The sequence below is a fragment of the Nocardia sp. CA-084685 genome (genome assembly GCF_050955785.1).
In the GTDB taxonomy this organism is placed as follows: domain Bacteria; phylum Actinomycetota; class Actinomycetes; order Mycobacteriales; family Mycobacteriaceae; genus Nocardia.
The window spans coordinates 4,200,184-4,222,314 of the sequence record NZ_CP192094.1 but is presented as its reverse complement, the minus strand read 5'-3'; the positions used below and the strand labels follow the sequence as shown (position 1 = coordinate 4,222,314).

Here is a 22,131-nt window from a genome sequence, read left to right as displayed (position 1 = left end):
GCGCCGGTCATCGATTCATGACGGTCGCAAGAAGCGGGGAAGGGTTCGGTTTGCTGCACCGGGCCTCCCGCGGCTGCGGACTATCCTGTTGCGATCCCGGCGCGCGCCAGCTCGGTCAAGGTCGCCTGAACCACCCGTGGGCGCGCTGCCGCGACGGGGCCGGACAGGCCGACACCGAGGTCGAGGGTCGCTGCTTCCACGGCGATGACGACAAGCTCACGGGGGAGGCGGCCGAGCGCGCGGCCGAGAGGTACCGCGTCGGGGATGCCGAGGGCGTGGGAGCTGGTGGCGGTCGTGAGTTCACGCAGGGCCTCGACAGTTGTACACCAAGCGCGGCCCGGAGTGGACGGTTCACACTCGACGGCGTCAACGACGACGGCGAGCTCGGCGCCGTCCCAGGCATCGAGCAGTCCGGTCGGTTCGCCGTCGCAAACAGCGACGAGAACACCGGGCAGATCGAGCGCTTCGATGTCTCGGGCCACGGCCGGACCGATCCCATCGTCGCGGCGAAATTCGTTCCCGACGCCGATAACGACAGCCTGCGGCCCGGTCACCGGCGCACCACATCGAGTGCGAGGAAGTGCGCCGAGCACGAGATGCATGGGTCGTAGTTGCGGATGGTGCGTTCGCACAGTGCGGTGAGCGCCGCGTCGTCGAGGTCGAGGTGGTCTGTGACGACGCGACGCAGGTCGTCTTCGATGGCGGCCTGGTTCTGCGAAGTGGGCGGAACGATGTCGGCGGCGCGGATGATGCCGTCGCCGTCGATGTCGTAGCGGTGATACAACAGACCTCGTGGTGCTTCACTCACACCGTGGCCGATAGCCGCCCGAGGGGCGACGGGAACGGCTGCGCGCGCGGGTGTTTCGTAGTCTTCGATCAGCCGTAGCGCCTCCTCGATGGCATAGACGACCTCGACGGCGCGAACCAGGATGCTGCGGAACGGGTTGCGGCATTCACTGCCCAGTCCGATCTCGGTGGCGACCTGACGGGCTGTCGGCGACAACCGGGTGGAGTTGAGTGTGTACCGGGCCAGCGGTCCGGTGAGGTAGCGGCGGCCGTCGAGGGTCGCATGCAGGGCGGTCGAGTGCGGAACCTGGCCTTCGGTGACGTGGTCGGGGAATTCGGCAGCGGAGAAGGCGAGTCCTGTGCTGCTGTGGATATCTCCGGTTTCGATCGCGTACCGGTGCGCGGTGGATACGGCGAGCAGATCGTGGTTCAGTTCCGCGTCCGGAAATTCGAGGCCACCAGTCCAGCGCGCGGTGTGCACGGCGTAATCCAGAGCGCGGCGCAGCTGTTCGGCCAGTGGTGCGAAATCGGTAGGGGACGGAACGGAGTAGAAGCCGCCGACTCGCACGTTGATCGGATGGATGGATCGTCCGCCGATCAATTCGAGGACGGCGTTGCCGGCCTTTTTCATCGCCAGGCCCTGTTCTACGAGCTCACGATGATCGGCGGCCAGGGTTATGGCGTCGGGATAGCCGAGAAAGTCGGGGAGATGCAGCAGGTAGATGTGTAGGGAATGGCTGGAGATCCACTCTCCGCAATACAACAGTCGGCGCAGCCGCGCCAGGGGCGGGTCGAGCTCGGCGCCGCACAGCTGCTCGAGTGCGTTGCATGCGCTGGTCTGGTAGGCGACCGGGCAGATGCCGCAGATGCGGGCGGTGATGTCGGGTGGTTCGGTGTAGGCGCGACCGCGCAGGAACGCCTCGAAAAAGCGAGGCGGCTCATAGATGTTCAGCTCGGCCCGCTCGACGGCACCGTCGGAAACGACGATCCGCAGCGCGCCTTCGCCCTCCACCCGCGCAAGCGAACTGACCCGCAACTGCCTACTGCGATGACTCATCCGACCTCCTGCCCGCGAAGGCCGGGGCGGCCGCCGCGACAGTGTGGAACACTCGGTCGACGTCGTCGGTGGACATGCCATTGACACTCAGAATCGGCAGCAGCGCACGGATATTCGGAGACGCCATCGGGCCGAAGCAGCCGTAGCAGCCGCGATGGTAAGCCGGGCACAGCGCACCGCACCCGGCCTGGGTGACCGGGCCCAGACACGGAATGCCGTGTGCGACGGTCACACACGTGGTGCCGCGACGCTTGCACTCGGTGCAGACGCTGGTGTTCGGCAGGTCGGGTTTGCGCCCGGCGAGGAAGGCACACAGCGTGTCCAACAGTTGGCGACGGTCGATCGGGCAGCCGCGCAGCTCGAAATCCACTGGCACGTGCGCGGAGATCGGTGTCGAGGTGGCCAGCGTCGAAATGTATTGCGGGCTGGCGTATACCACGGAGGTGAACTCACTGACATCGGCGAAGTTGCGCAGCGCCTGGATGCCGCCGTGAGTTGCGCAGGCACCGATGGTGACGAGAATCCGTGACTGCGCCCGGATCTCGATGATGCGTTGCTGTTCCTCGGGTGTGGTGATCGATCCTTCGACCAGCGACACGTCGTAGGGTCCGGGTTCGACCGTGCTGGTCGCCTCGGTGAAATGTGCGATGTGCAGGCGTCCGGCCAGGCTCAGCAGCTCGTCCTCGCAGTCGAGCAGGGTGAGCTGGCAGCCGTCGCAGGAGGTGAACTTCCATACCGCCAAGGTCGGGGTCTTCGTCCGGGAAGTGTTCATCACAGCTCTCGAATCGATAGCAGCGGTTGGGCTGTCGCGTAGTCGACGACCGGGCCGTCGCGGCACAGCAGCAACGGTCCGAGTTGGCAGTGCCCGCAGTGGGCGACGCCGCACTGCATGTTGCGTTCGAGCGCGATCCGGATGTCGGTTGCGGCGATTCCCTTGCGCAGCAAGGTTTGCGCGCAGAATCGCATCATCGGTTCCGGACCGCACAGGAATGCCGTTGTGCGACCGGCATCCAGCGTGAGCCTGGTCAATGGTTCGGTGACGAAGCCGACCGCGCCGGTCCAGCCCGTCGCCGGATGATCGACAGTCTGCTCCAATTCGATGTCACCGGTTGCGGCCCACTGCTGTTGGTCGTTTCGGAACAAGATGTCGGTCGGGGTCCGGGCACCGGTGATCAGTACCACCCGCCGGTAGTGGTCACGCGCCGCGAGCGCCGTGAGTACGACCGGCCGCAGTGGCGCCAGTCCGACGCCGCCGCCGACGATCACAAGATCGCGCTCGAGTGCGGATTCGGGGTCCCACCCGCTGCCGAACGGCCCGCGCACGCCGATCAACCCATCGACCATGGTGTCGTGTAGCGCGCGGCTGACCGCGCCGACGGCGCGGATCGTGTGTTCGAGGACGTCGTCGGCGGCCGGGCTGCCGCTGATCGATATGGCGATCTCGCCGACGCCGAAGCTGTAGAGCATCATGAACTGCCCGGCCCGAAACCGTTGCGCTGCCTGGTGAACCGGTTCGAGCACGAGGGTCACGGTGTCGCGGTTGTGTGGGATACGGCCGACGACCCGGTAGGGCAGCATGGTGTCGCCCGGTGCCGGTGTACCCCGCGCGATGGTGGCGCTCGACGTCGCGCCGCGCTGGCTCATCGAACGTTTCCTCGGTCGCCGACGCCGCTCAGCGGTGAGGGTGTGAAGGTATCGCCAGGATTGCGGTACAGATCGAGCAGCCGCGCCCGGGTGGCCTGCAGGCGTTCCAGCACAACTTCGAGCAGCATACGGTTCAGGGCACGGCCGAATACCGGGTCCAGGTCGGCGAGCTCGGTCAGTCGAGCGGAATCGAATTCGATCGCGAGTACCGGTTCGACCGTGTGCGCACCGAAGTGCCAGCGGTATGGCGGTATCAGCCACGACCAGCCCAGCAGGTCTCCGCTGCCCAGCGTTTCGACGACGATATCGCCGCGGCCCGGGACATGCGCGTCGAGCCTGACCTGGCCGACGCGGATCAGCCAGCACCGGTCGGCCGATTGCCCCTCGGTGATCAGCTGCCGGCCGGCGGGGAAGCTGACGTCGCGACCGGCGTCGGCGAGTACGGCAAGTTCCGCGTTGGTCAGTGATGCCAGCTGTGCGAACTGCGATAGTTCGTCAACTGCGGTCACTGGCACCCCCTTCGGCGAGCGCGGTCATTTCGGCGGTGATGTCGATCCCGGCCGGGCACCAAGCGATGCAGCGTCCGCAGCCGACGCAGCCGGAACTGCCGAACTGGTCGTGCCAGGTGCCGAGCTTGTGGGTGAGCCACTGCCGGTACCGGCTCTCGCCGGACTGCCGGACACTGCCGCCGTGCTGATAGGAGAAATCCAGTTCGAAGCAGGACACCCAGCGTTCCCAGCGTTCGGCGTGGTCGCCGGTCAGGTCGGTGACGTCCTCGGCGGAGGTGCAGAAACAGGTAGGGCACACCATCGTGCAGTTGCCACATGTGAGGCACCGAGATGCCACGTCCTGCCACTGCGACGACTCGTGGGATTCGCGAAGCACAGTAGGCAGGTCGGCGTCCGGCATCGACCGTCCCATCCGTCCGGCAGCAGCGTCGACCGCCGTCCGAGCAGTGGTGACGTCAGTGGTTTCGGCGGGACGCGTGGTGAGGTGCGCGAGCACATCTGCTCCGCTCTCGCTGCCGACATCGACCAGGAAGCGATGCTCGTCGTCGTCGATCGTTTCGGTGAGCGCGAGGTCATATCCTTTCGAGACGCCGGGCCCTGTGCCCATCGAGACACAGAAGCACACGCCTCCCGGCTCGGTGCAGTTCACCGCGACCACGAACAGGCCTGCGTGGCGACCGGTGTATCCAGTGTCGGGATATGTCCCACCTCCGAGTACGCGGCCCAGGATCGCGATCGCGGCGAGATCACACCCACGCACGCCGAGAAACGCAAACCGTTGTGCGGAGTCTTCGGCACGTTGCTCGTTCAGGTCAGGCCCCATCTCCCACACCTTGCGGTGTGGCGGATGCAGGAACTGCTTCCACGAGCCGGGCCCGGCCGAATGCGCGAACACAGCCGCATCGTCGCGGCGCCGCAGCCGATACCGTCCGGGCGAGGTATCCACGCTCCACCCGGCGGGCAGTTGCGCTCCGGACGTGAGGTCGTCCAGCACGATCGCACCGTCGCGCTCCTGCGGACCGATGACGCGATACTCCGCCTCGTGCAGTACTTCTACGAGGCGGTCCAGGCCGGCGCGGTCGATCACCATGGTGTCGCCAGGCTTCATAAGGCCCCCTGCCGATCGCAGTATTCGTACGATGTCGAGTCTTGTGAGCGGATACCTGTGCGACGAGGGCCGAAGGTCACCACTCACGGCGACCGATGCCCCGAGCCAGCGACCGCTGTGCTCGCGACCGTCCCGTCGGTCAACGGGCTGCTGCCCGAGGGGCAAGAGGGTTCCACCCTCAGGCGGGCTGGCGGCGACCAACAGGGCCGCGGACAGGCCGACCCGCCTGGTCGGCACCGCATGGGCGATGCCCCACAGGCCGATGAGGGGCGCTGTTCCGTAGGCCGGTAACTCTCGCATCGCTCCACTGTTGGGCCCGGATTTCCCATGCTGCCAGGGTCTTTCGTCGGTACCCAGGAGATTCCTTCCGTTTGCTCTATACGCCTCGTGGTTTGATCGCTCCGGATCAGACCGGTGTCGATCGAGATGCTTCGGCAGCGGCGTCGGCTTGCGGTGCGCACTCGCCGCCGAGGCGGAGTACGGTGGCGAAGCCTGCGGCGAGGCATTCGGTCAGGGTCGCGAGGTCGGGGATCGCGGCGGTGTCCGCGTTGATCGCGACGTAGCAGGTTCCGGCGTGCGAGGTCATTGTCACGTTGACGGCCGTGCCGATGGTGGGGCCGAAAGCGTACATAGCGTCTATGCGCGCCCCGGCGATATAGAGGGGCACCGGGGAACCGGGGACGTTGGAGGCGACAAAGTCGACATGCTTGAGCATCTCGGTGACCACTCCGACCGGCAACCGGTTGAACGCCGCCGCGACAGCACCGGATAGCGGTATGGCCGGCTCGCGGCGCCAACGGTCGACCGCGGCGTCCACGGCGCGCATCAAGTCTGCGGTCTCGGCGATGTCGACCGGCAACGTGAAACGTGCGAGCGTGATCCGGTTGCCGCCGAGTGGATCATCGGCCGTCCGGAGACTGATCGGCATGGTCAGCCGCAGATGGTCGACTGTCGCCCCGTGCTGCTCGTGATACCTGCGCAGTCCGATGACCACCGCGGTCAGGAAGGCATCGTTCATCGTGCAGCCCACAGCGCGCGCGGCGCGGCGTATTTGCTCGACGGGTGCATCGAGCACCGCCAGTCGGCGACCGAGACTGCGTTCGATCATCACTGGCGACAGCGTCGCGGTAACGGGCTTGGCCAGGCGGACCAGCGAGGTCGCGAGCGCGGCGCTGTCGCGTACCGCCCGCGCGGGATGAGTGAGAGCTCGCCACGCGGTTTGCGGCGTCGCCATGATGCCGCCGCGAAGGAGATCTGAGCCGACCGACCAGTTCCATGCCACGGTATCGCGCAGAGCGCCGTCATGGTCGTACGGCGGCTCGGGCGGATGGCCGTGATCGGTGCCCGCACGATCGAAATCGAGTAGCGCGGTGGCGATCTGAATGCCACCGATCCCATCGGTGAGGCTGTGGTGCACTGTCATCACCAGCGCGCATCCCCCACTCGACAAACCGCTGAGCAAGGTCGAGCGCCACAATGGACGAGCCGGATCGAAGGCGGTCATCGCCTCGGTGCGCGCGAATTCGAGTACCGCGGATAGGGTTGCCGGTTCCGGCAGCGCGCCTCGTCGCAGGTGCCAGGACAGGTCGAAGTCCGGATCGAGCGCCCACCTGGGCGGGGCGAGACCGAACGGCGCGGTGACCAGCCGATGCCGCAACCTCGGCACGAGGCGGGTGCCGCGATCGATCGTCTCCACCAGGCGATCCCAGTCCGGATCGGTATCGAGGATCAGAACCGAGACGATGGTCGAACGCAGGACCGGATCCCGTTCCATGTTCCATGAGAACAGGTCCGATTGCGACATATGGGATTCGCGGGGGCCCATCACCTGCTGCCTTCGTCTTCGCCGTTGTACGTCGTACCGCTTCGCTTGTGCTTCCCCAGACCTCCACGGTCCGGGTCGGTTCCGCCGAGGCCGTCGCGCGGATCTTGTCTTCCAGAACCGTCGATCGCCGCACATCCGTTCCGATAACTCGACGCTGAACGCGATGTAGGCAGAAAACGTGGCGGCCAGCGGACATCGCGTCCCACGCCGAGCAGCATGTGCTCGATGTCGCGGGCCCCAAGGACGGCGCGCTCGGCGGTATCTGTATCAATAAGCCTGCTCGGTCCCGACCGAAGACAACCGATCACGAAGACCTTTATGTCGAGGCCCTTTGTCCTATCCCTGGACCGCTGGCGGGTCGGGAACCACCGATGGTCGGGGGTTACGCTGTTTCGCCGTACCTCTCGGTCAGCGCGCGACTACGCACTCAGGCCTCTGAGGTTTCTGTCCCGCTTTAGACAGACCCTCGGCCTGGGACTCGGTAGAATGAAGTGATGACGTTCCTCCAACAATCAGAGGAACTTTCCGATCTCAGCAAGATCGAGGACCGGGCGTCTTCGGTTGCCCAGATGCTGGTCGACCGCATCACCGCGACTCCAGACGCGGAGGCGTTCCGATTCCGTGACGGCAAGGGCTGGACCAGCGTGTCCTGGAGGCAACTCGGCGACCGCGTCGATATCCTCGCCGCCGGATTGATCGCACTGGGAATCCAGGGCGAAGACCGGGTCGCGCTCGTATCGTCCACACGCTATGAATGGGTGCTCGCCGACTTCGCCGTGATGTGCGCCGGTGCGGCCACCACCACCGTGTACCCAACCACCAACGCCACCGGCGTCGCGTTCATCGTCGCCAACTCGGGCAGCCGTATCGTGATTGCCGAGGATCAGACCCAGCTCGACAAACTGATCGAACACCGCGTCGAACTGCCCGACGTGCAACAGGTAGTGATCGTCGATGGCGAGGGCGACGGAAACTGGGTCATCACTCTCGACGACCTCGAAAAGCGCGGACGCGGACTGCTCGCCGAATCCCCCGACGCGGTCGCCGACCGCATCCGCGGGATCCGGCCCACGCATCTGGGTAGCATCATGTACACCTCCGGGACGACGGGCACTCCGAAGGGGGTTCGGCTTCCGCATTCGGCATGGACCTACAGCGCCGCAGCGATCGACGCCGTCAACGTGCTCGGCCCCGACGACCTGAACTTTCTGTGGCTGCCGCTGTCCCACGCGTTCGGCAAGGTGATGTTGGCGCTGTCACCACTGATCGGCTTTCCCACAGCGATCGACGGCCGGGTGGACAAGATCGTGGACAACATGGCGGTACTGCACCCCACCATCGTGGCGGCCGCCCCGCGCATCTTCGAAAAGGCGCATGCCCGGATCGAGGGCATGATGGCCGAAGAAGGCGGGCTCGAGAAGAAGCTCTTCGACTGGGCGATCGGGGTCGGCCTGAAGGTCTCGCGTGCCACACAAGCCGGCGAGAAACCGTCGCCTCTCGTTTCACTGCAGCACAAAGTTGCCGACAGGCTGGTGCTTTCCAAAGTCCGTGAACACTTCGGTGGTCGGCTGCGGTACTTCGTTTCGGCATCGGCCCCCTTGGACCGCGATGTCGCGCAATGGTTCGACGCGATCGGCGTCATCGTGCTCGAAGGCTACGGCCTGACCGAGACCGCCGCCGCCTCGTTCATCAACCGCCCAGGTGCATACCGGTTCGGAACCGTAGGCAAACCGTTCCCTGGCACCGAGGTCAAGATCGCCGAAGACGGTGAGATCCTGATCAAAAGCCCGGGTGTGATGAGCGGCTATCACGACCGCCCCGACGCCACCGACGAAGCTTTCGACGCGGACGGCTGGTTCCGCACCGGCGACATCGGCGAGGTCGACGCAGACGGGTTCCTCCACATCACCGACCGCAAGAAAGACTTGTTCAAGACCTCGCAAGGCAAATACGTCGCGCCCTCCGCGATTGCCGCCACATTCAAGGGAATGTGTCCATACGCAGCGGAATTCATCGTCTACGGAGAGACACGACCCTATTGCGTCGCCTTGGTCGGCCTCGACGCCCAGGCCATCACCGAATGGGCCGGCAAGCACGACCTAGCCAACAGACCGCTCGCCGAAATCGCTCGGCACGAAAAGACCCACGACGTCATCGCCGCCTATGTCGACCAACTGAACACCCAACTCGATCGCTGGGAACAGGTCAAGAAATTCGACATCATCGACCACGAACTGTCCGTCGAGGCAGGTGATCTCACACCGAGCATGAAACTTCGCCGCAAGATAGTCGTCGAGAACCTCGCCGACAGCATCGACACCCTCTATCACTGAAGTCGATCGATGACGGTCACCTTCACACGTTTAGGTCGGAGGCGCCCACTTGGTGAGCCAGCCGACGCGCGGTACGGACCAGGTCCGCACCTTCGCGGCGGATCGCATCGATCACCGGGGGCATGATCACGTCGTAGATCCCATAGACGGCCCCGGCGGCAGCGAGGTCCAGGCCGTGCACGATCCGCAGGCCGCGGCCCCGCTGCGACGCCATCTCGGCGGCCCAGCGGACGGCGAGGTCGGCGGCTTCGGAGCCGTCGATTCCGACCACTATTTCGGCCGACGGCAGTCGGTGTGGATCGTCGTGGTGCTGGGCGGTCATGGGCAGTGTCCCTTCGGATTCCAAAAATCAGCTATCCGGAGATTAGGGATCCGAGGCGATCCGGGCACGCTTGGCGTTGGTCCCGAACCACAGGGCACAAAGGCCGCTCCTGTCGTAGCTGATCCGGCATGCCCGAGCTTGCGCGGCCACATGTGCGTCTCGCCTCAGAGCTTGTCCATGCCGGCCTAACTCAGGGCAAAGGTGCCGACCAGCGCAGCATCGTCCCGCCGTCCGGACCCTTCGCAACGCGGAAACTGCCGCCCGCCTGTTCGGCGCGCGTCGCCAGATTCGCCAATCCGCTCAATCGCGCGACATCGTCGGGCAGGCCGATACCGTCGTCGGTCACCTCTATAGTGACGTCATCGCCTACGCGCAGATGGACCGTTACCGTCGTGGCGTGCGCGTGCCGTACCGCGTTGCTGACCGCTTCGCGCAGTACTGCCTCGACGTCTTCAGATAGTGGCGGCGCCAGCACCGAGACCGGGCCGACGAGTCGAATTGTGGTGCGCAGCCCGCTTTCGCCGACCATGTCGGCAATGATCGCGTGCAGTTGTTTGCGCAGCGTCGGGGCGCCCGCGGTGGTGCTGCTGTGCAGGTCGAAGATCGATTCCCGGATGTCTTGGACGATCGACTGGATGTCGGCGATGGTGTCGATGAGCCGGGATTTGACCTCGGGTGCGCGGGCCCGCTGCGCTGTGCCCTGTAGTGAGAGACCGACCGCGAACAGGCGCTGAATGACATGGTCGTGCAGGTCGCGTGCGATCCGGTCGCGGTCGGAGAGCACATCGAGTTCGCGCATCCGCCGCTGGATAGTCGCCTGCCGTAAGGCGAGTGCGGCTTGATCGGAGAAGGCGGCCATCATCGACTTCCCAGTCTCGTCCAATTGTTGCGCACCCGCCGGTTGCACGGTGACGAGCACGCCGATGACCGAATCCTCGGCGCGTAGCGGCAGGATCAGCGCGGGCCCGAATTTCGATGGCTCATAGAAGACCGGCCGGAAGCGCAGTTCGTCGACCGCGACGACCCGGCCGGACCGGAACGCTTCGCCGGAATTCGATTCACCCATCGGGATGCGCTCGCCGAGCAGTTCGTCGGCGCCGACGCCCGCGGCGGCGACTACCACCAGTTCGGTGACATCCTCGACCGGGACTTCGGGGTCCTCGGGCAGGGCGAGGAAGGTGCACGCCGACGGGGTGAGTTCTAGCGCCCGTTCGGCGACCAGTTCGAGTGCCGTACCCGGTTCGCCGCCCGCGAGCAGTTCGGTGGCCACGTCGTGGTTGGCTTCCAGCCATTGCTGGCGGGTCTGGGACTGCTCGTAGAGGCGGGCGTTGGCGATGGCGATGCCCGCCGCAGCGGCGAGTGCCTGCACCACGACCTCGTCGTCCTCGGTGAACTCCTGCCCACCGGCCTTCTCGGTCAAATACAGGTTGCCGAAGACTTCGTCGCGGACCTTCACCGGTACGCCGAGGAAGGTGTGCATCGGTGGGTGGTGGGAGGGAAAGCCGACCGAGGAGGGATGCCTCGAAAGGTTGGTCAACCGAAGGGGTTTGGGCTCCTTGATCACTAAGCCGAGCACACCGTGACCGCGCGGCAGATCGCCGATCATGACCCGGGTGCGGTCGTCGATGCCCTCGTAGACGAACTCGGAGAGCTCATTGCTGATCTTATCGGTTTCGCGTACGCCGAGCGCGCCGTATCCGGCGTCGACCAGCTCGATGGCGGTGTGCACGATCGAGCGCAGCGTGTTGTCCAAGTCCAATCCGGCGGTGACCACCAGCATCGCCTCGATCAGGCGATCCATCTGATCGCGGACCCCGACGATCTGGACGATCCGGTCCTGGACTTCGCCGAGCAATTCACGAAGTCGCAGCTGGGCCGGGGTCTCCGTCACCGGAGTTTGGCCGCGTCCGGTGGACATGCCATCCATACCCCCATTTTCGCATGACCTCACCCCATGGGGCGCCGTGTAAACCTCTTAGCCGATGATCATTCCCTTGTTGGTGGGCGTGTTAAGTCTGGAGGCCAGCACCGCCGCTCGAGTGCGGCGCTCGACCGCGAGTTCGGTCAGCGGTTCGATTGTGCTGAAGTCCAGAAAGTCGGTGGCGATCGGTTGCTTCGTCTTCGCGCGGTCCCCGCGCAGCACCATGACACCGGTGTGTTTTGCGCAGCTGCGCGGACGCGGCTGGGATCACTGCCATGTTCCGTGCGCTTCAGGTTCGACGAGTGTCATGCCTGCGGTAGCGCCACCGTCGATGACGAATTCCGATCCGGTCGAGAAGGTGGCCTCGTTGACGATGAAGCCGACCATCGCCGCGACCTCCTCTGGTTCGCCGAAACGCGGAAGCGGCTGGGCCGCAGCAATACTCGTATCGAAGCCGGCCGTCATCGGAGTATGGATCGGTCCAGGGTGCACCGAGCAGACCCGGACACCGGCGTCGCCGAGTTCTAGTGCGGCGGCCTTGGTCAACCCGCGCAGCCCCCATTTGCTGGCCACGTAACCGGCGATGCCGGAATAGCCCATCAGACCCGCGGTCGAGGAAACGTTGACGATGACACCTCCGCCATTGGCGCGCAGCCGCGGGGCCGCCAGATGCATACCGAGCCAGGCGCCGAACAGATTCACATCGACAACGTGCCGGAACATCGCGGGGGATTCGGACTCGATACCGCCGAAGTCGAGGATGCCCGCATTGTTCACCACAACGGCCAGTGGTCCGAAGTCCGCTTCGGCGTCGTCGAGTACCTGTCGCCAACCGCGCTCGTCGGTGACATCGAGGTGCCGGAATATCGCTGTCGGACCGAGGAATTCGGCCGTCGCGGCGCCCTCGGTGTCGAGGAGGTCGGCCACCACGACGCGCAAGCCGGATTTGACGAGCGTTTGCGCGATGGCCGCGCCGATGCCGTGCGCGCCGCCGGTGACGACGGCGCTTCGGCCATGGAATTCGGGCATGGTGCCCACCTCCTGATTGCTGACGCGCAGCTTTTCCTGCTGATGTACTCAGGATTTCGCAACAGGCGCCCCAGCGTGATGGCCGAAGGTCATTGATGTGACGGGACTTCCGGACCGTCTTCGCGCTCCCGTTGCCGGCGGCCGGCCGTAGCTGGCGTCCGAGAAGTCCCGTCAGGAGGGGGCGTCTTGCCCTACCTGCGGTATCGCCGCGGTGAGAGCGTGAATTGGGACGAAAGAAGGGATGACGACGATGGACCACGGACTGCCCGATGATCACACCGTGCGGGCGGCACTAGCGCTCGCGGTGCGGGCGCCGTCGGTACACAACACCCAGCCGTGGCGGTGGCGGATCGGAGACCGCAGCGTGCACCTGTATCTGGATCCGACCAGGGCGCTGCCCTCGACCCGCCCCGATCAACGCGATCTCGTCTTGAGTTGTGGTGCTGCGCTGCATCATCTGCGAGTCGCGTTCGCCGCGCTCGGCTGGTCAGCGGTAGTGCGACGGCTGCCGAATCCGGCGCAACCGAACCACCTGGCATCGATCGAACCGGTGCGCCATCGGCCGACCCCGAATGAAATCGAGTTGAGCGCCGCCATCGCCCGCAGGCGAACCGATCGCAGGCTCTTCACTGAGTGGCCGGTGCCGCCCGGGTACCTCGGATTGGTCACCGAGCGCGCGGCGACCCTGGGGGCGACCGTGCGGCAGGTGACCGACCGGTCGCGCGACTACGTGGTCGAAGCGATGCGGGCCTCGGCGGAGCAGCACGCCGGAGACCCGGAACACCGATTCGAGCCGGCCGAATGGCGTGACGGACCCGCCACGGCTGCCGAGTACGCACACGAACCCGACTTTGCCGAACTGCTCGTAGTCGGCACCTCCGCCGACGATCGGCTCTCGCGATTGTGCGCGGGCGAGGCGTTGAGCGCGGTGCTGCTGACCGCGACGAATGTCGGGTTGGCCACCTGTCTGCTGACCGAACCGCTCGAGACACCGACACTGCGGGACCGTGTCCGTGCCGGCGTCCTGGACAATTACGGCTACCCCCAGGCCGTGATCAGAGTCGGCTGGGCACCGACGGGCGATGGACAGTTACCCCGCACACCTCGTCGGGCGGTCGAGGATGTGTTGGCTCCATCGACGGTAGGGGTCGCCGAGGCGACCGCCTGCTGATCGGACTTGGACTACTTCGGATCGGGCGATCGCTTCTCCGTTGTCTCCAGGCGTTTTTCGCGTTTTTCCGTGGTCGCCAGGGCAGCCGCCAATCGGTCGCGTGCTTCTCCGGCGACCGCACGTAGCTCGGGCCGGTCGGTGTGGTGCAGAACCTCGCCGGACAGCAGCAACACCGGGTCGACCGCCTCGACGAGGGTGGTGTCGCCGTCGGTGCGAATCACGACATTGCACGGCAGCAGTAGTCCGACGCGGGGATCGGCGATCAGCGCACGCTGCGCGAGGATCGGGTTGCAGGCGCCGAGAATTAGGTAGTCGTCCATCCGCACACCGAGCTTCGTGTGCAGCGTGGCGCGCACGTCGATCTCGGTCATAATGCCGAAGCCCTGTTCGGCCAATGCCTTTCGCAGTGCCGAGACGGTGTCGGCGAACAGCGCTTGCACCCGCACAGCGAGGGTGGCGGCGATCGGCCGGCGGATCTCGGTCACGAGATCCCCGGGCCGCACGGCGGCGTCCAGTGCCACCAGATACACCTCGGTCGGTGGCCCCATCGGTTGATAGTCGGAGGAGCGGATCCAGTTGTCCAACGCGCGGTAGGCGTCACCGATGTGCCGATAGTCGCCGTGGTGCCTGATGCTTGCGCACAGCGTCGGCTCGGGACGGCGCAAGCTGACTTGTGCAGTGGTGCCGTCGAGTGCGCCGTCGGTCACCGGGAGACCGAAGTCCACCTCGGTGGTGATACCTGGTCCGAGCATGCCCAGATACGTCGTCGATGGTGGTCCGATCGCCGCGATTCCGGTGCGTTCGGCCAACTCGTAGAGTGCTCGCATCCCCTCGCGGATGTCGTCGCCGGCATGGTCGCCGTGCACTGAGCGGCGCAGTTCGAGCACGGTGGTGGTGTTCGATTCGACGATCTCGACCCGATATGACATCGCTGACCTCAGGACCGGTGCGCGATGTGGTCGAGTTCGGCGCGGGCGAGGCGATCTGCCCAAGCCTGCGCGCGCTCCAATTCGCCCGGCGTGACCGGGCCGAGGATGCCGTCGACGAGGAAGTCCACCGGTCGGTCGACGAGCTCATAACCCAGGCGCCGCAATCGTTTTCCGGCACCACGTGCGGCCGATCCCGGTAGCCAGGAGGGTTTCGCGGCCTTGGTCGCGAAGGCGGCGGCCCGGGAGCCCGGCGGCACCGGCAGTGCCGCGTCGAGCCATTCGCGCATGCCGATATCGACCGCGACCGGCGCCTCGGTCCGGCTCGCCGCGTCGCGCCGAGTCCGAGTCCGGCTCATCCCGAGGGCGTGTGTCGGGGCACCGACCACCAGCAGATCCACCGTCGGCTCGGGGTGCTGGGCTGCGGCGGCCACATCCAACACCTCCACCTCGCCATATCCGCCCAATGCCGCTGCGATGGCCTTGGCGATGGCAGCGGTGTTGCCGAACATCGACTCGTAGACGACCCGGATCCGCATCTCGGTCTCCTCTGCGCTGCTACCTGCGGAAACTCCTGCGCTCTCGACGCTACGGCCGCCCGACGGCCGCGCACAGTGCCGAACCGACGCAGGCCGAGGGACTTTCGACCATCCCGTACCCGACTTGCCCGACCGCGGTCGCGGACTACCGGGTGTACGAAGGTCGTGGACCCCGAACAGCGAACCCTTCCGCACCGCCCTGGATCTCGACTCCCTCACCTCGTCGAAAAGATCACCCGCGCAACCGGAGTCCGCATCAATGAGGCCGACTACCCGCACCTGGCCTCGATCGACTACTACGTCGACTTCCTCACCACGGCCGGATAGCGCAACGAACGACGGCAGCCATCGGTCAAGACGAATGGACCTCGAGAACCTCGTCGAGTGGTCGTCGTGGTGTCAGGGCCGATGCGGTGTCCTCGGGTGCGATGCCGATGCGGACGATGACCTGGGGGAAATCCCGGTGGGGGATCAGGTCGGTGAGCACCGAGCGGCTGGCGGCAAGTTCGGTGATGTGGGTCAGTGCGCAGGTGGCCAGGCCGCGGGCGGTGCATTCGAGCAGCACTTCCGAGAGCGCCTCGCCGGTGTGCAGCCACTGTGCCGGGGTATCACCGAGGGTGCTGAGCACCACCAGCCGGGCCTTGTCCTCCAGGTCGTCTCGGCGGGCCGAATACGGGGCGGAGGGAAAAGTACGTCCGACATCGACTCTGGCGGCTTCGGCATCCGATGCCAGCGCGGCCACGGGGATGCCCTCTTGGACCTCGGAATGTCCGGCCCACCAATGTAATTCGGTCTGGTAGTCCATATCGTAACGGCGCAACGCCGTGGCATGCTCGGTGGCCGCGGCCAGCCGGGGCCTGCTGCTGTCGGCGATTTCGTCGACCGCCACGTGATGTGGTCGCGCCAGTTCGCGCACGGCACCCAGCACGTCGTGCCAGCCGTCCGGCGCCAGCATCGGCAGGCGGTCGGTGCGGCGCCGGTGGATGGCCCGCACCCGGCCGGCCGCTGTGTTCAGCGCACCGGGCCACGGCCGGAACTCCAGCGTGGCCAAAAGGCCCGGCAGATCGGGTTCCGGGAATCGAGTGACCTGGGCAAACCAGCCCATCGACAGGAATGCCAGACGCCCGTGGTCGAGCACCGCGCCACAGCTGATCACCAGCTGCCTGCCGGTCGGATCCGCCGACTTCAGCAGCCGATCGGTATCGCTGCGCAGTTGCAGTCGCGCGCCGTCGAACATCCAGCACCAAGGCTGGGTGTTGTGCACCGATGGGGCCCGGGAGGCGAGCTTCAGCGCCATCCGCACGGTCCCCAGATCGGGTGTGCTCGCACGATCACTTACGTTCATATTCCGAGTCTGACCTTCGGGACCCGACCACCACGACGGGCATTGCGCACCTATCCGGAGGTCCATGGTCACCGACGCACCGGCACACCACTGGCCTGATCTCCGTCTGGACGGGTGATCACCAGGCCAGGTGGCGACAGGGGGCACCGCGATAGCTGGAGCGCGTGGCATGTCGGTGGCGCTGGTCTGCGAGGCCACTCCGGTGCCGGGGTTCGCGGCGCGGCCGATGTCACCGATCACGGCGACATGAAGTTCCCGCGGCCGCCCCATCGTCGTTGTCGTAGTCGGCTCAGCCGTGGTTCATCGTCAGAATGTCGGTCAGCGGGCGGCGCGGCGTCGGCGGGTGCGGTGCCGACGCGGATCACGACCTGGGGGATACCAGGGTGGGGCAGCATCCCCGCGATAGCCTCGCGGCCCGCGGGTATCTCGGTGATGTGGGTCAGCGCACAGGTCGTCAATCCGGCCGCGGTGAATTCCAGTAGCGCGGCGGAGAGTGCCTCACCGGTGTGCAGCCAGGTTGTCACGGATTCGCGGGGCGAGCTGAGCACCAGCAGTCGAGCCTGGTCCTCGAGGCTGTCGCGGCGCGCGGAATGCGGTGCGGAGGGGAAGGTGCGCCCGACGCCGACGCGGGCGAATTCGGCGTCGGAGATCGGGGCCTCACGCGGGATACCCTCCGGGTCGCCGGAATGGCCAGCCCACCAATGCAATTCGGTCTGATACTCGGTGTCGTAGCGGCGTACCGCGGTGACGTTCTCGGAGGCCACCGCGAGCTTCGTGTAGGCGCTCTTGTCCAGGACGTCGAGGTCGAGGTCGAGGGGTGTTACCAGCATCCGCGCAGTGTGCATCGACCAGGACCGCCCTCCTGCACTCGGTGCGATGCCCGATCAGCATCGTGCGAGGCGAATAGCGTCGCCGAGATCGGTGAGCCACGAGAGCCCTGCCGCCACCCATAGCAACAGCGCCAGCGGTGACTGAGCTGCCCGATCAATTCGCTCCGGCACCTCGTCAGCCCGGCCCGGTTGTCGCCCCATCACGCACGGCCCTGATCACGTTGCCTCCACACAACTCGCGGTCGTTGACAAGTTGCCCATGTTGCAACGCTGGAAAATGGGACTGTCCTGGAAAAGGGCGAAAGTCCTTCCTGGTCTCACCGGACCGCGAATTCTCGCCGCCCCATCACATCCGCCCCAGGCGTCTGGACCACGACCAAAGCCACGCCCGAACAGGACTAAAGACCGCATCGTGAACCGGTCGACCAGCGGATCGTGGACGTGTCAGAACAAGCCGGAGGGAATGAGTATGGCCAGCTACGGTACGGCGGTCCGAGACGAGTTGCGTGCTCCGACCCGCATGCTTCGGCGCGCGATACCGGATGTGTATGCGGGTTACAAGCAGTTGCACGATGCCGCGCTCGCCGCAGGAGTGTTGGACGCGAAGACAAAAGAGCTGATCGCCTTGGCAATCGCGGTGAGCAAGGAATGCGATGGGTGCATCGCCGCGCACGCGCACGCCGCGGTGCGGCACGGTGCCACGCCGGCGGAGGCCGCCGAGGCGATCGGTGTCACTTTCCTGATGAACGGTGGCCCCGCGACCGTCTACGGCGCCCGGGCGTACGCCGCGATCACCGAGTTCTACGCCGATCGCCGCGACGACGGCATGGCGCGGGCCGATCACACCTGACGCGGATACCGAACGACCGTTGAGGTCGGCCTGCGCGACGCCAGCAAGACAGCCGCAGGCCGTAGCAACCGCGGTGAGCAGCAGAGGGTGTTGGCCAGCGAGCGTGGGCGAGAGCGGGACGTGATCGCGTCTTCGAGTGGAGTTGCTCTCAGGGCGTTCGGTCAACTCACCAACCTGTCCGCCATTGAACGGTCAACTCGAGCCGGGCGGCGGCCCCGAGAGATCCGCGGCGGCCCGACGTAGCAATTCGGCTCCGGCGGCCCGGTGCAGCAGCTCGAGGACCTCGTCGTCGGAGGTTCGACCGTACTGCGAATACCATTCGCCGACAACGGAAAGACTCGACGGTGTCCGCAGGCAGATCACTTCGTCGGCTACCCCGAAGAGTTCGGGCACTATGGCGTGTGCGCCTAACTGGACGGCCAAGACGATACGCCTGGCACCGTGGACTTTGGCTATCTGGCAGGCGACTATAGCGTGGCACCGCTTGTGATTGCGTCGACGACGATGACCGCGACGCCGGGCCAACGGAATGCGCAGGCCCCCTTCCCGAACTCGGTCGACATCGTCACCGACGGTCGCTGCCGGTCTGCCAACCGATCTGCCGCCATTCCCGTTCCCAGTCAGCACGACGACGAGCGCCCAACATCCACGCGATGAACGCAACCAAGGCCAGGACGGCGCCCCAGATTTCGATCAGAACCGCCAGGCCGACCCCGATCGCGTTGCCGACGGCGACGCTGGATTGCTGCGGCGGACCGGTCGGAGAGCTGTCGGGGGCGAGCCACACCGTGACCTCATCGCCGAGGGTCGCCGTATCCGGGACCTCGATCGTCGCCGTGCCGGATCGGCCGTTCTGATTCCAGCGCACCGGCGCTTCGGCGTGGGTCTCGGTCATCTCCGACCGCGCCGACACCACTGCGGTCCGCTTCAAGTCCCCCGAAATCGCGCCCGTCACAGCGACTTTCGCCGAATTATCAGAGCTGATCCGCGCCGCCGCCGCCGTATATCCCGCGGTCCCCGCCGCACCCGCGATCGGAATGGCGACCAGCATCGCCGCAGCGGCCAGCATCCGGACCAGCGCCTCGAATCGATCCGACGCCCGCATCAGCGGATTGGTATTCCACGGTCGCGTCCTCCAGATACGGACCGACAGTGACGGGTACTGCGACACCCGGATCACCTCTTCTCAACGGCGCTGCCACCTCTGTGAATTTCGTGGTCGCCTGCTTTGAGCATCTCGCTCAGCGCGGTCCCGGAGCAGAGACAAAGGTCATGCATTGTCGAGTCCTGTGACCCCGCATCCGAGGTCACAGGCCCATCGCATGTGCGACAGCGTCGGCTGCCCGGCATAGCCGTGCGAACCGAGTTTCATTAATCGAGAGTCGAACAGCGCTGCTAAACGCCGGGGTTCGGTGGGGTCCACGCTCGAACGATGGCGCCGCTGTGCGGTTCGGGTGACCATGACGGCGCAATGGGCTTGCTATACAAGGAAATTGGATGTGCGGCCGAGCAACAGGCTAGTGAAGCCGCCGCGGCCGCGACTGTCGGCCATGATCAGTTACGCCGTTATCGGTCATATCGTCGAGTGCCGTCGGGCGATACGCCAGTCGATGCGGGCCTTACGCCCGTTCCTGAAAGGCCATGGTCACTGGCCGGCGACCGCGGCGGGTGGGTCGGGGAGTATGACGGAACGTAAGGCCTTTGCAGAGGTGCGCTCGGCGCGCTGTTTGATGCCGAGCAGCATCTTGCGCTCCATCACCCAACTGCCCGGCTCCATGATGAACCGGTTGAGTACGCGAGTGGGCAGCGCTGCCTCGGGCAGCGCGATGGGGTTGCGGCTGACCAGCCGAGTGCCTTCGGCGCTCGGATAGAGCCCGAACGCCCACACCCAGTGTGCACGGGATCTTGCTGGAACCCCATCCGGCGCAATGCCGGAACTGTGTGAACGACTCGCCCGCCAGCGCTTGCTGGACGTACTCGAACCGACCGCCGTCTGACCTCGGCGCTGCTGACTTACGGCCCTTACTCATTTCCGCCCGCCGAGCGGATAGTCGGTGCCGTGGCTCTCACACACCAGGTAGAGCGAATCGGGTACCCGGAGCGCTGTACTGATGTTCCTGGCCGGAATGTTGGCGATCTGGGCTGCGGCGGGTGCGCTGGCGATGAAATTCGGTCTCGTCGACCTCGGTCCGGCGATCGATTGCCGACTGCCGCTACACAGCCCAGTCCTCGGCGGAGTGGCGCTCGGTCTCATTGTCGAGGCCCCAATGGCAGCGACCGCGCTGCTTACCGCCCGCGGTGAGCAACACGCGCTGTCGCGATGATCTCCGGGTTGCTGCTGATCGGCTGGATTGTGGTGCAACTGGCTGTTATTCGCCCACACCAGTTGGCTGCAACCGGTGTGCGTGCTGCTCGGCTCGGCGGTTTCGAGCTCGGCTGGGCCGGGCGGCGACGATGATGTCCGTCGCTGACTGTGCCAACGAAGCCTACGTACGCGGGCCGACAAGTAGTCGATGGTCCGGCCGGGGTCGGCCTCAGAATCGATGCGCGATCCGATCGGCCTCGGTATGTGCGAGGCGTTCGCCCCAAGCGCGAGCGCATTCCAGCGCACCTGCGGCCAGTGGTCCGGTCACGCTGTCGACGAAGAAGTCCACCGGCTCATCGACGAGTTCATAACCTAAGCGCCGCAATCGTTTACCGGCACTGCGGGCGGCCGACCCCGGCAACCACGATGACTTCACGACCTTCGTGCCGAAGGCCGCGGCTCGGGTGCCCGCTACTACCGGCAGCGCCCTGTCGAGCCATTCCCGGACGCCGATCTCGACCGGGACCAGCGCGTCGGTCCGTTGCGCGGCATCACGGCGGGTCCGGGATCGGCTGAGCCCGAGGAGATGTGTCGGCCCACCCACCACCAACAGATCCGCAGCCGGTTGGGGCAGCTCCGCGGCGGCCGCCACGTTGAGCAACTCCACGGTGGCGTACTCGCTGAGCCCCTGAGCGACGGCAGCGGCGATAGCGGCGGTGTTGCCGAACATAGATTCGTAGATGACCCGCGCCAACATGTCGGTCTCCTCCTGATGTGAAACTGGGTGGAGGGTGCAATTGACGCTACGGACGGACGGTACCGTCGAACAGGGCCGAACCGACGCTTGCCGGGGGACCTTCGGACGTCGGGCAGTCCCGATGACTTTTCGGCCGTCGCTTCGGGGTCCGCGGCGCACACCGCTGGAACGGTTATTGGCTTGGACTTTCGGGGCAGGTCGGTCAAACCTCCGGTCAGGGCGCGATCGTCGTCGATTGCGGCTGTGGCAGGGCCAGCGATTGCGCGATCATCGATGACCAGGTGCGGATCGCGTCCCAGTCGCGCAGGTCGCCGTAGCGTCGGCCGCCCATGAGGCCGTAGAGCGTGCGTGCCTGTAGCGAGACACCGGCGCGTTCGTAATGCCCGGCGAAGGCGCGATAGTCCCACGGGGCGACCGACGCGACGAGGGCCGCGATCTTCTGCGGCACTTTGCCGCCGATCCATCGCCCGATCGGGCCGCGCAGTGCCGGACCGAGACCGACACTGAACATCCAGACATCGGTGTTGCGCAGCGCTTCGCGATGGGTCCGAACGAAGGTTGTCGCGGCTGGCAGGAGGTCTCTATTGTGCACCGCGCTACCGAGTACGATCGCGCGGAAGTGGGACAGGTCGGGCGCGTGTTCGATGTCGCTCAACTCCACATCGGCGCCACGAGCGCGGAAATCATCGGCGATGAACTCCGCAATATCACGAGTGGATCCCTCTGCGGTCGCGTAGATGACCGCGATCCGGGGCGTATTCGATTCCATGCCCTCAGCGTGGTGCAAAGCGGGGCTTACCGGTCAGAGTCGTGGTACCCGGGCTACCGGGACCAATGACCCATCGGAGGCAGTTGCGGCGCGGATCAGGCGACG

The 22,131-nt window shown here is 66.0% G+C and carries 26 protein-coding genes; 6 read left to right on the top strand and 20 right to left on the bottom strand.

Annotated features, from left to right (window positions below; translation table 11 throughout):
• Positions 1-80 precede the first annotated feature (80 nt).
• From ACQP2U_RS19015 to ACQP2U_RS18985, 7 genes are all read right to left on the bottom strand, one after another.
• Positions 81-554, bottom strand: a complete 474-nt coding sequence (locus ACQP2U_RS19015; RefSeq protein WP_433715873.1) for a hydrogenase maturation protease — start codon at positions 552-554, stop codon at positions 81-83.
• On the bottom strand, positions 551-1,843 hold the full coding sequence (locus ACQP2U_RS19010; protein WP_433715872.1) for a Ni/Fe hydrogenase subunit alpha: 1,293 nt from the start codon (positions 1,841-1,843) through the stop codon (positions 551-553). Before ACQP2U_RS19010 ends, ACQP2U_RS19015 begins: the two co-directional genes overlap by 4 nt.
• The gene (locus ACQP2U_RS19005) at positions 1,827-2,615 is read right to left on the bottom strand and encodes an oxidoreductase (RefSeq protein ID WP_433715871.1); all 789 of its coding nucleotides are present in this window, start codon (positions 2,613-2,615) and stop codon (positions 1,827-1,829) included. Before ACQP2U_RS19005 ends, ACQP2U_RS19010 begins: the two co-directional genes overlap by 17 nt.
• Positions 2,615-3,487, bottom strand: coding sequence for an FAD/NAD(P)-binding protein (locus tag ACQP2U_RS19000; protein ID WP_433715870.1), 873 nt, complete (start codon positions 3,485-3,487; stop codon positions 2,615-2,617). Before ACQP2U_RS19000 ends, ACQP2U_RS19005 begins: the two co-directional genes overlap by 1 nt.
• Positions 3,484-3,996: a Crp/Fnr family transcriptional regulator gene (locus ACQP2U_RS18995; protein WP_433715869.1), complete on the bottom strand. Its 513-nt coding sequence runs from the start codon at positions 3,994-3,996 to the stop codon at positions 3,484-3,486. The genes ACQP2U_RS19000 and ACQP2U_RS18995 overlap by 4 nt, the downstream gene beginning before the upstream one ends.
• The gene (locus ACQP2U_RS18990) at positions 3,983-5,104 is read right to left on the bottom strand and encodes a 4Fe-4S dicluster domain-containing protein (RefSeq protein WP_433715868.1); all 1,122 of its coding nucleotides are present in this window, start codon (positions 5,102-5,104) and stop codon (positions 3,983-3,985) included. The genes ACQP2U_RS18995 and ACQP2U_RS18990 overlap by 14 nt, the downstream gene beginning before the upstream one ends.
• Before the next feature lie 406 nt (positions 5,105-5,510).
• Complete coding sequence (locus tag ACQP2U_RS18985) at positions 5,511-6,908, bottom strand: wax ester/triacylglycerol synthase domain-containing protein (protein WP_433715867.1); 1,398 nt, start codon at positions 6,906-6,908, stop codon at positions 5,511-5,513.
• A gap of 515 nt (positions 6,909-7,423) precedes the next feature.
• Here ACQP2U_RS18985 and ACQP2U_RS18980 point away from each other — a divergent pair.
• Positions 7,424-9,262 carry an AMP-dependent synthetase/ligase gene (locus ACQP2U_RS18980; protein ID WP_433715866.1) on the top strand — a complete coding sequence of 613 codons (1,839 nt, stop codon included), beginning with the start codon at positions 7,424-7,426 and terminating at the stop codon, positions 9,260-9,262.
• 22 nt (positions 9,263-9,284) lie between these two features.
• On the opposite strand, the gene ACQP2U_RS18975 is transcribed toward ACQP2U_RS18980, so the two are convergent.
• The 4 genes from ACQP2U_RS18975 to ACQP2U_RS18960 form a co-directional block, all read right to left on the bottom strand.
• Positions 9,285-9,584, bottom strand: coding sequence for a universal stress protein (locus ACQP2U_RS18975; RefSeq protein ID WP_433715865.1), 300 nt, complete (start codon positions 9,582-9,584; stop codon positions 9,285-9,287).
• A 190-nt stretch (positions 9,585-9,774) separates the two neighbouring features.
• The gene (locus tag ACQP2U_RS18970) at positions 9,775-11,511 is read right to left on the bottom strand and encodes a sensor histidine kinase (RefSeq protein WP_433715864.1); all 1,737 of its coding nucleotides are present in this window, start codon (positions 11,509-11,511) and stop codon (positions 9,775-9,777) included.
• A gap of 48 nt (positions 11,512-11,559) precedes the next feature.
• On the bottom strand, positions 11,560-11,730 hold the full coding sequence (locus tag ACQP2U_RS18965; RefSeq protein ID WP_433715863.1) for a hypothetical protein: 171 nt from the start codon (positions 11,728-11,730) through the stop codon (positions 11,560-11,562).
• A 42-nt stretch (positions 11,731-11,772) separates the two neighbouring features.
• Positions 11,773-12,534: an SDR family NAD(P)-dependent oxidoreductase gene (locus ACQP2U_RS18960; RefSeq protein ID WP_433715862.1), complete on the bottom strand. Its 762-nt coding sequence runs from the start codon at positions 12,532-12,534 to the stop codon at positions 11,773-11,775.
• A 250-nt stretch (positions 12,535-12,784) separates the two neighbouring features.
• Here ACQP2U_RS18960 and ACQP2U_RS18955 point away from each other — a divergent pair, with 250 nt between their 5' ends.
• The gene (locus ACQP2U_RS18955) at positions 12,785-13,705 is read left to right on the top strand and encodes an Acg family FMN-binding oxidoreductase (protein WP_433716524.1); all 921 of its coding nucleotides are present in this window, start codon (positions 12,785-12,787) and stop codon (positions 13,703-13,705) included.
• Between the two features lie 11 nt (positions 13,706-13,716).
• On the opposite strand, the gene ACQP2U_RS18950 is transcribed toward ACQP2U_RS18955, so the two are convergent.
• Positions 13,717-14,634, bottom strand: a complete 918-nt coding sequence (locus tag ACQP2U_RS18950) for a DUF302 domain-containing protein (RefSeq protein WP_433715861.1) — start codon at positions 14,632-14,634, stop codon at positions 13,717-13,719.
• Between the two features lie 8 nt (positions 14,635-14,642).
• Positions 14,643-15,170 carry a hypothetical protein gene (locus ACQP2U_RS18945; RefSeq protein WP_433715860.1) on the bottom strand — a complete coding sequence of 176 codons (528 nt, stop codon included), beginning with the start codon at positions 15,168-15,170 and terminating at the stop codon, positions 14,643-14,645.
• A 165-nt stretch (positions 15,171-15,335) separates the two neighbouring features.
• Here ACQP2U_RS18945 and ACQP2U_RS18940 point away from each other — a divergent pair, with 165 nt between their 5' ends.
• Entirely contained in the window at positions 15,336-15,497 is a 162-nt protein-coding gene (locus tag ACQP2U_RS18940; RefSeq protein WP_397038998.1) for a hypothetical protein, read from the top strand.
• Positions 15,498-15,522: 25 nt separating this feature from the next.
• Here the strand turns inward: ACQP2U_RS18940 and ACQP2U_RS18935 are convergent, their stop codons facing one another.
• Both ACQP2U_RS18935 and ACQP2U_RS18930 read right to left on the bottom strand, forming a co-directional pair.
• Positions 15,523-16,515 carry an Acg family FMN-binding oxidoreductase gene (locus ACQP2U_RS18935; protein WP_433715859.1) on the bottom strand — a complete coding sequence of 331 codons (993 nt, stop codon included), beginning with the start codon at positions 16,513-16,515 and terminating at the stop codon, positions 15,523-15,525.
• A 236-nt stretch (positions 16,516-16,751) separates the two neighbouring features.
• Positions 16,752-17,345 carry a hypothetical protein gene (locus ACQP2U_RS18930; RefSeq protein WP_433715858.1) on the bottom strand — a complete coding sequence of 198 codons (594 nt, stop codon included), beginning with the start codon at positions 17,343-17,345 and terminating at the stop codon, positions 16,752-16,754.
• 469 nt (positions 17,346-17,814) lie between these two features.
• Here ACQP2U_RS18930 and ACQP2U_RS18925 point away from each other — a divergent pair, with 469 nt between their 5' ends.
• Positions 17,815-18,195 carry a carboxymuconolactone decarboxylase family protein gene (locus ACQP2U_RS18925; RefSeq protein ID WP_327098136.1) on the top strand — a complete coding sequence of 127 codons (381 nt, stop codon included), beginning with the start codon at positions 17,815-17,817 and terminating at the stop codon, positions 18,193-18,195.
• Between the two features lie 192 nt (positions 18,196-18,387).
• Here ACQP2U_RS18925 and ACQP2U_RS18920 read toward each other — a convergent pair whose 3' ends face one another.
• The 3 genes from ACQP2U_RS18920 to ACQP2U_RS18910 form a co-directional block, all read right to left on the bottom strand.
• Positions 18,388-18,618, bottom strand: a complete 231-nt coding sequence (locus tag ACQP2U_RS18920) for a hypothetical protein (protein WP_433715857.1) — start codon at positions 18,616-18,618, stop codon at positions 18,388-18,390.
• A gap of 142 nt (positions 18,619-18,760) precedes the next feature.
• Positions 18,761-19,366, bottom strand: a complete 606-nt coding sequence (locus ACQP2U_RS18915) for an Rv1733c family protein (RefSeq protein ID WP_433715856.1) — start codon at positions 19,364-19,366, stop codon at positions 18,761-18,763.
• Between the two features lie 474 nt (positions 19,367-19,840).
• The gene (locus tag ACQP2U_RS18910; protein ID WP_433715855.1) at positions 19,841-20,083 is read right to left on the bottom strand and encodes a hypothetical protein; all 243 of its coding nucleotides are present in this window, start codon (positions 20,081-20,083) and stop codon (positions 19,841-19,843) included.
• Between the two features lie 223 nt (positions 20,084-20,306).
• Between ACQP2U_RS18910 and ACQP2U_RS18905 the strand changes: the two genes are divergently transcribed.
• Both ACQP2U_RS18905 and ACQP2U_RS18900 read left to right on the top strand, forming a co-directional pair.
• On the top strand, positions 20,307-20,519 hold the full coding sequence (locus tag ACQP2U_RS18905; RefSeq protein ID WP_433715854.1) for a hypothetical protein: 213 nt from the start codon (positions 20,307-20,309) through the stop codon (positions 20,517-20,519).
• Entirely contained in the window at positions 20,516-20,653 is a 138-nt protein-coding gene (locus ACQP2U_RS18900) for a hypothetical protein (RefSeq protein ID WP_433715853.1), read from the top strand. The genes ACQP2U_RS18905 and ACQP2U_RS18900 overlap by 4 nt, the downstream gene beginning before the upstream one ends.
• Before the next feature lie 76 nt (positions 20,654-20,729).
• Here the strand turns inward: ACQP2U_RS18900 and ACQP2U_RS18895 are convergent, their stop codons facing one another.
• Complete coding sequence (locus tag ACQP2U_RS18895; protein ID WP_433715852.1) at positions 20,730-21,257, bottom strand: hypothetical protein; 528 nt, start codon at positions 21,255-21,257, stop codon at positions 20,730-20,732.
• Positions 21,258-21,471: 214 nt separating this feature from the next.
• Complete coding sequence (locus ACQP2U_RS18890; protein WP_433715851.1) at positions 21,472-22,026, bottom strand: flavodoxin domain-containing protein; 555 nt, start codon at positions 22,024-22,026, stop codon at positions 21,472-21,474.
• Positions 22,027-22,131: the final 105 nt, after the last annotated feature.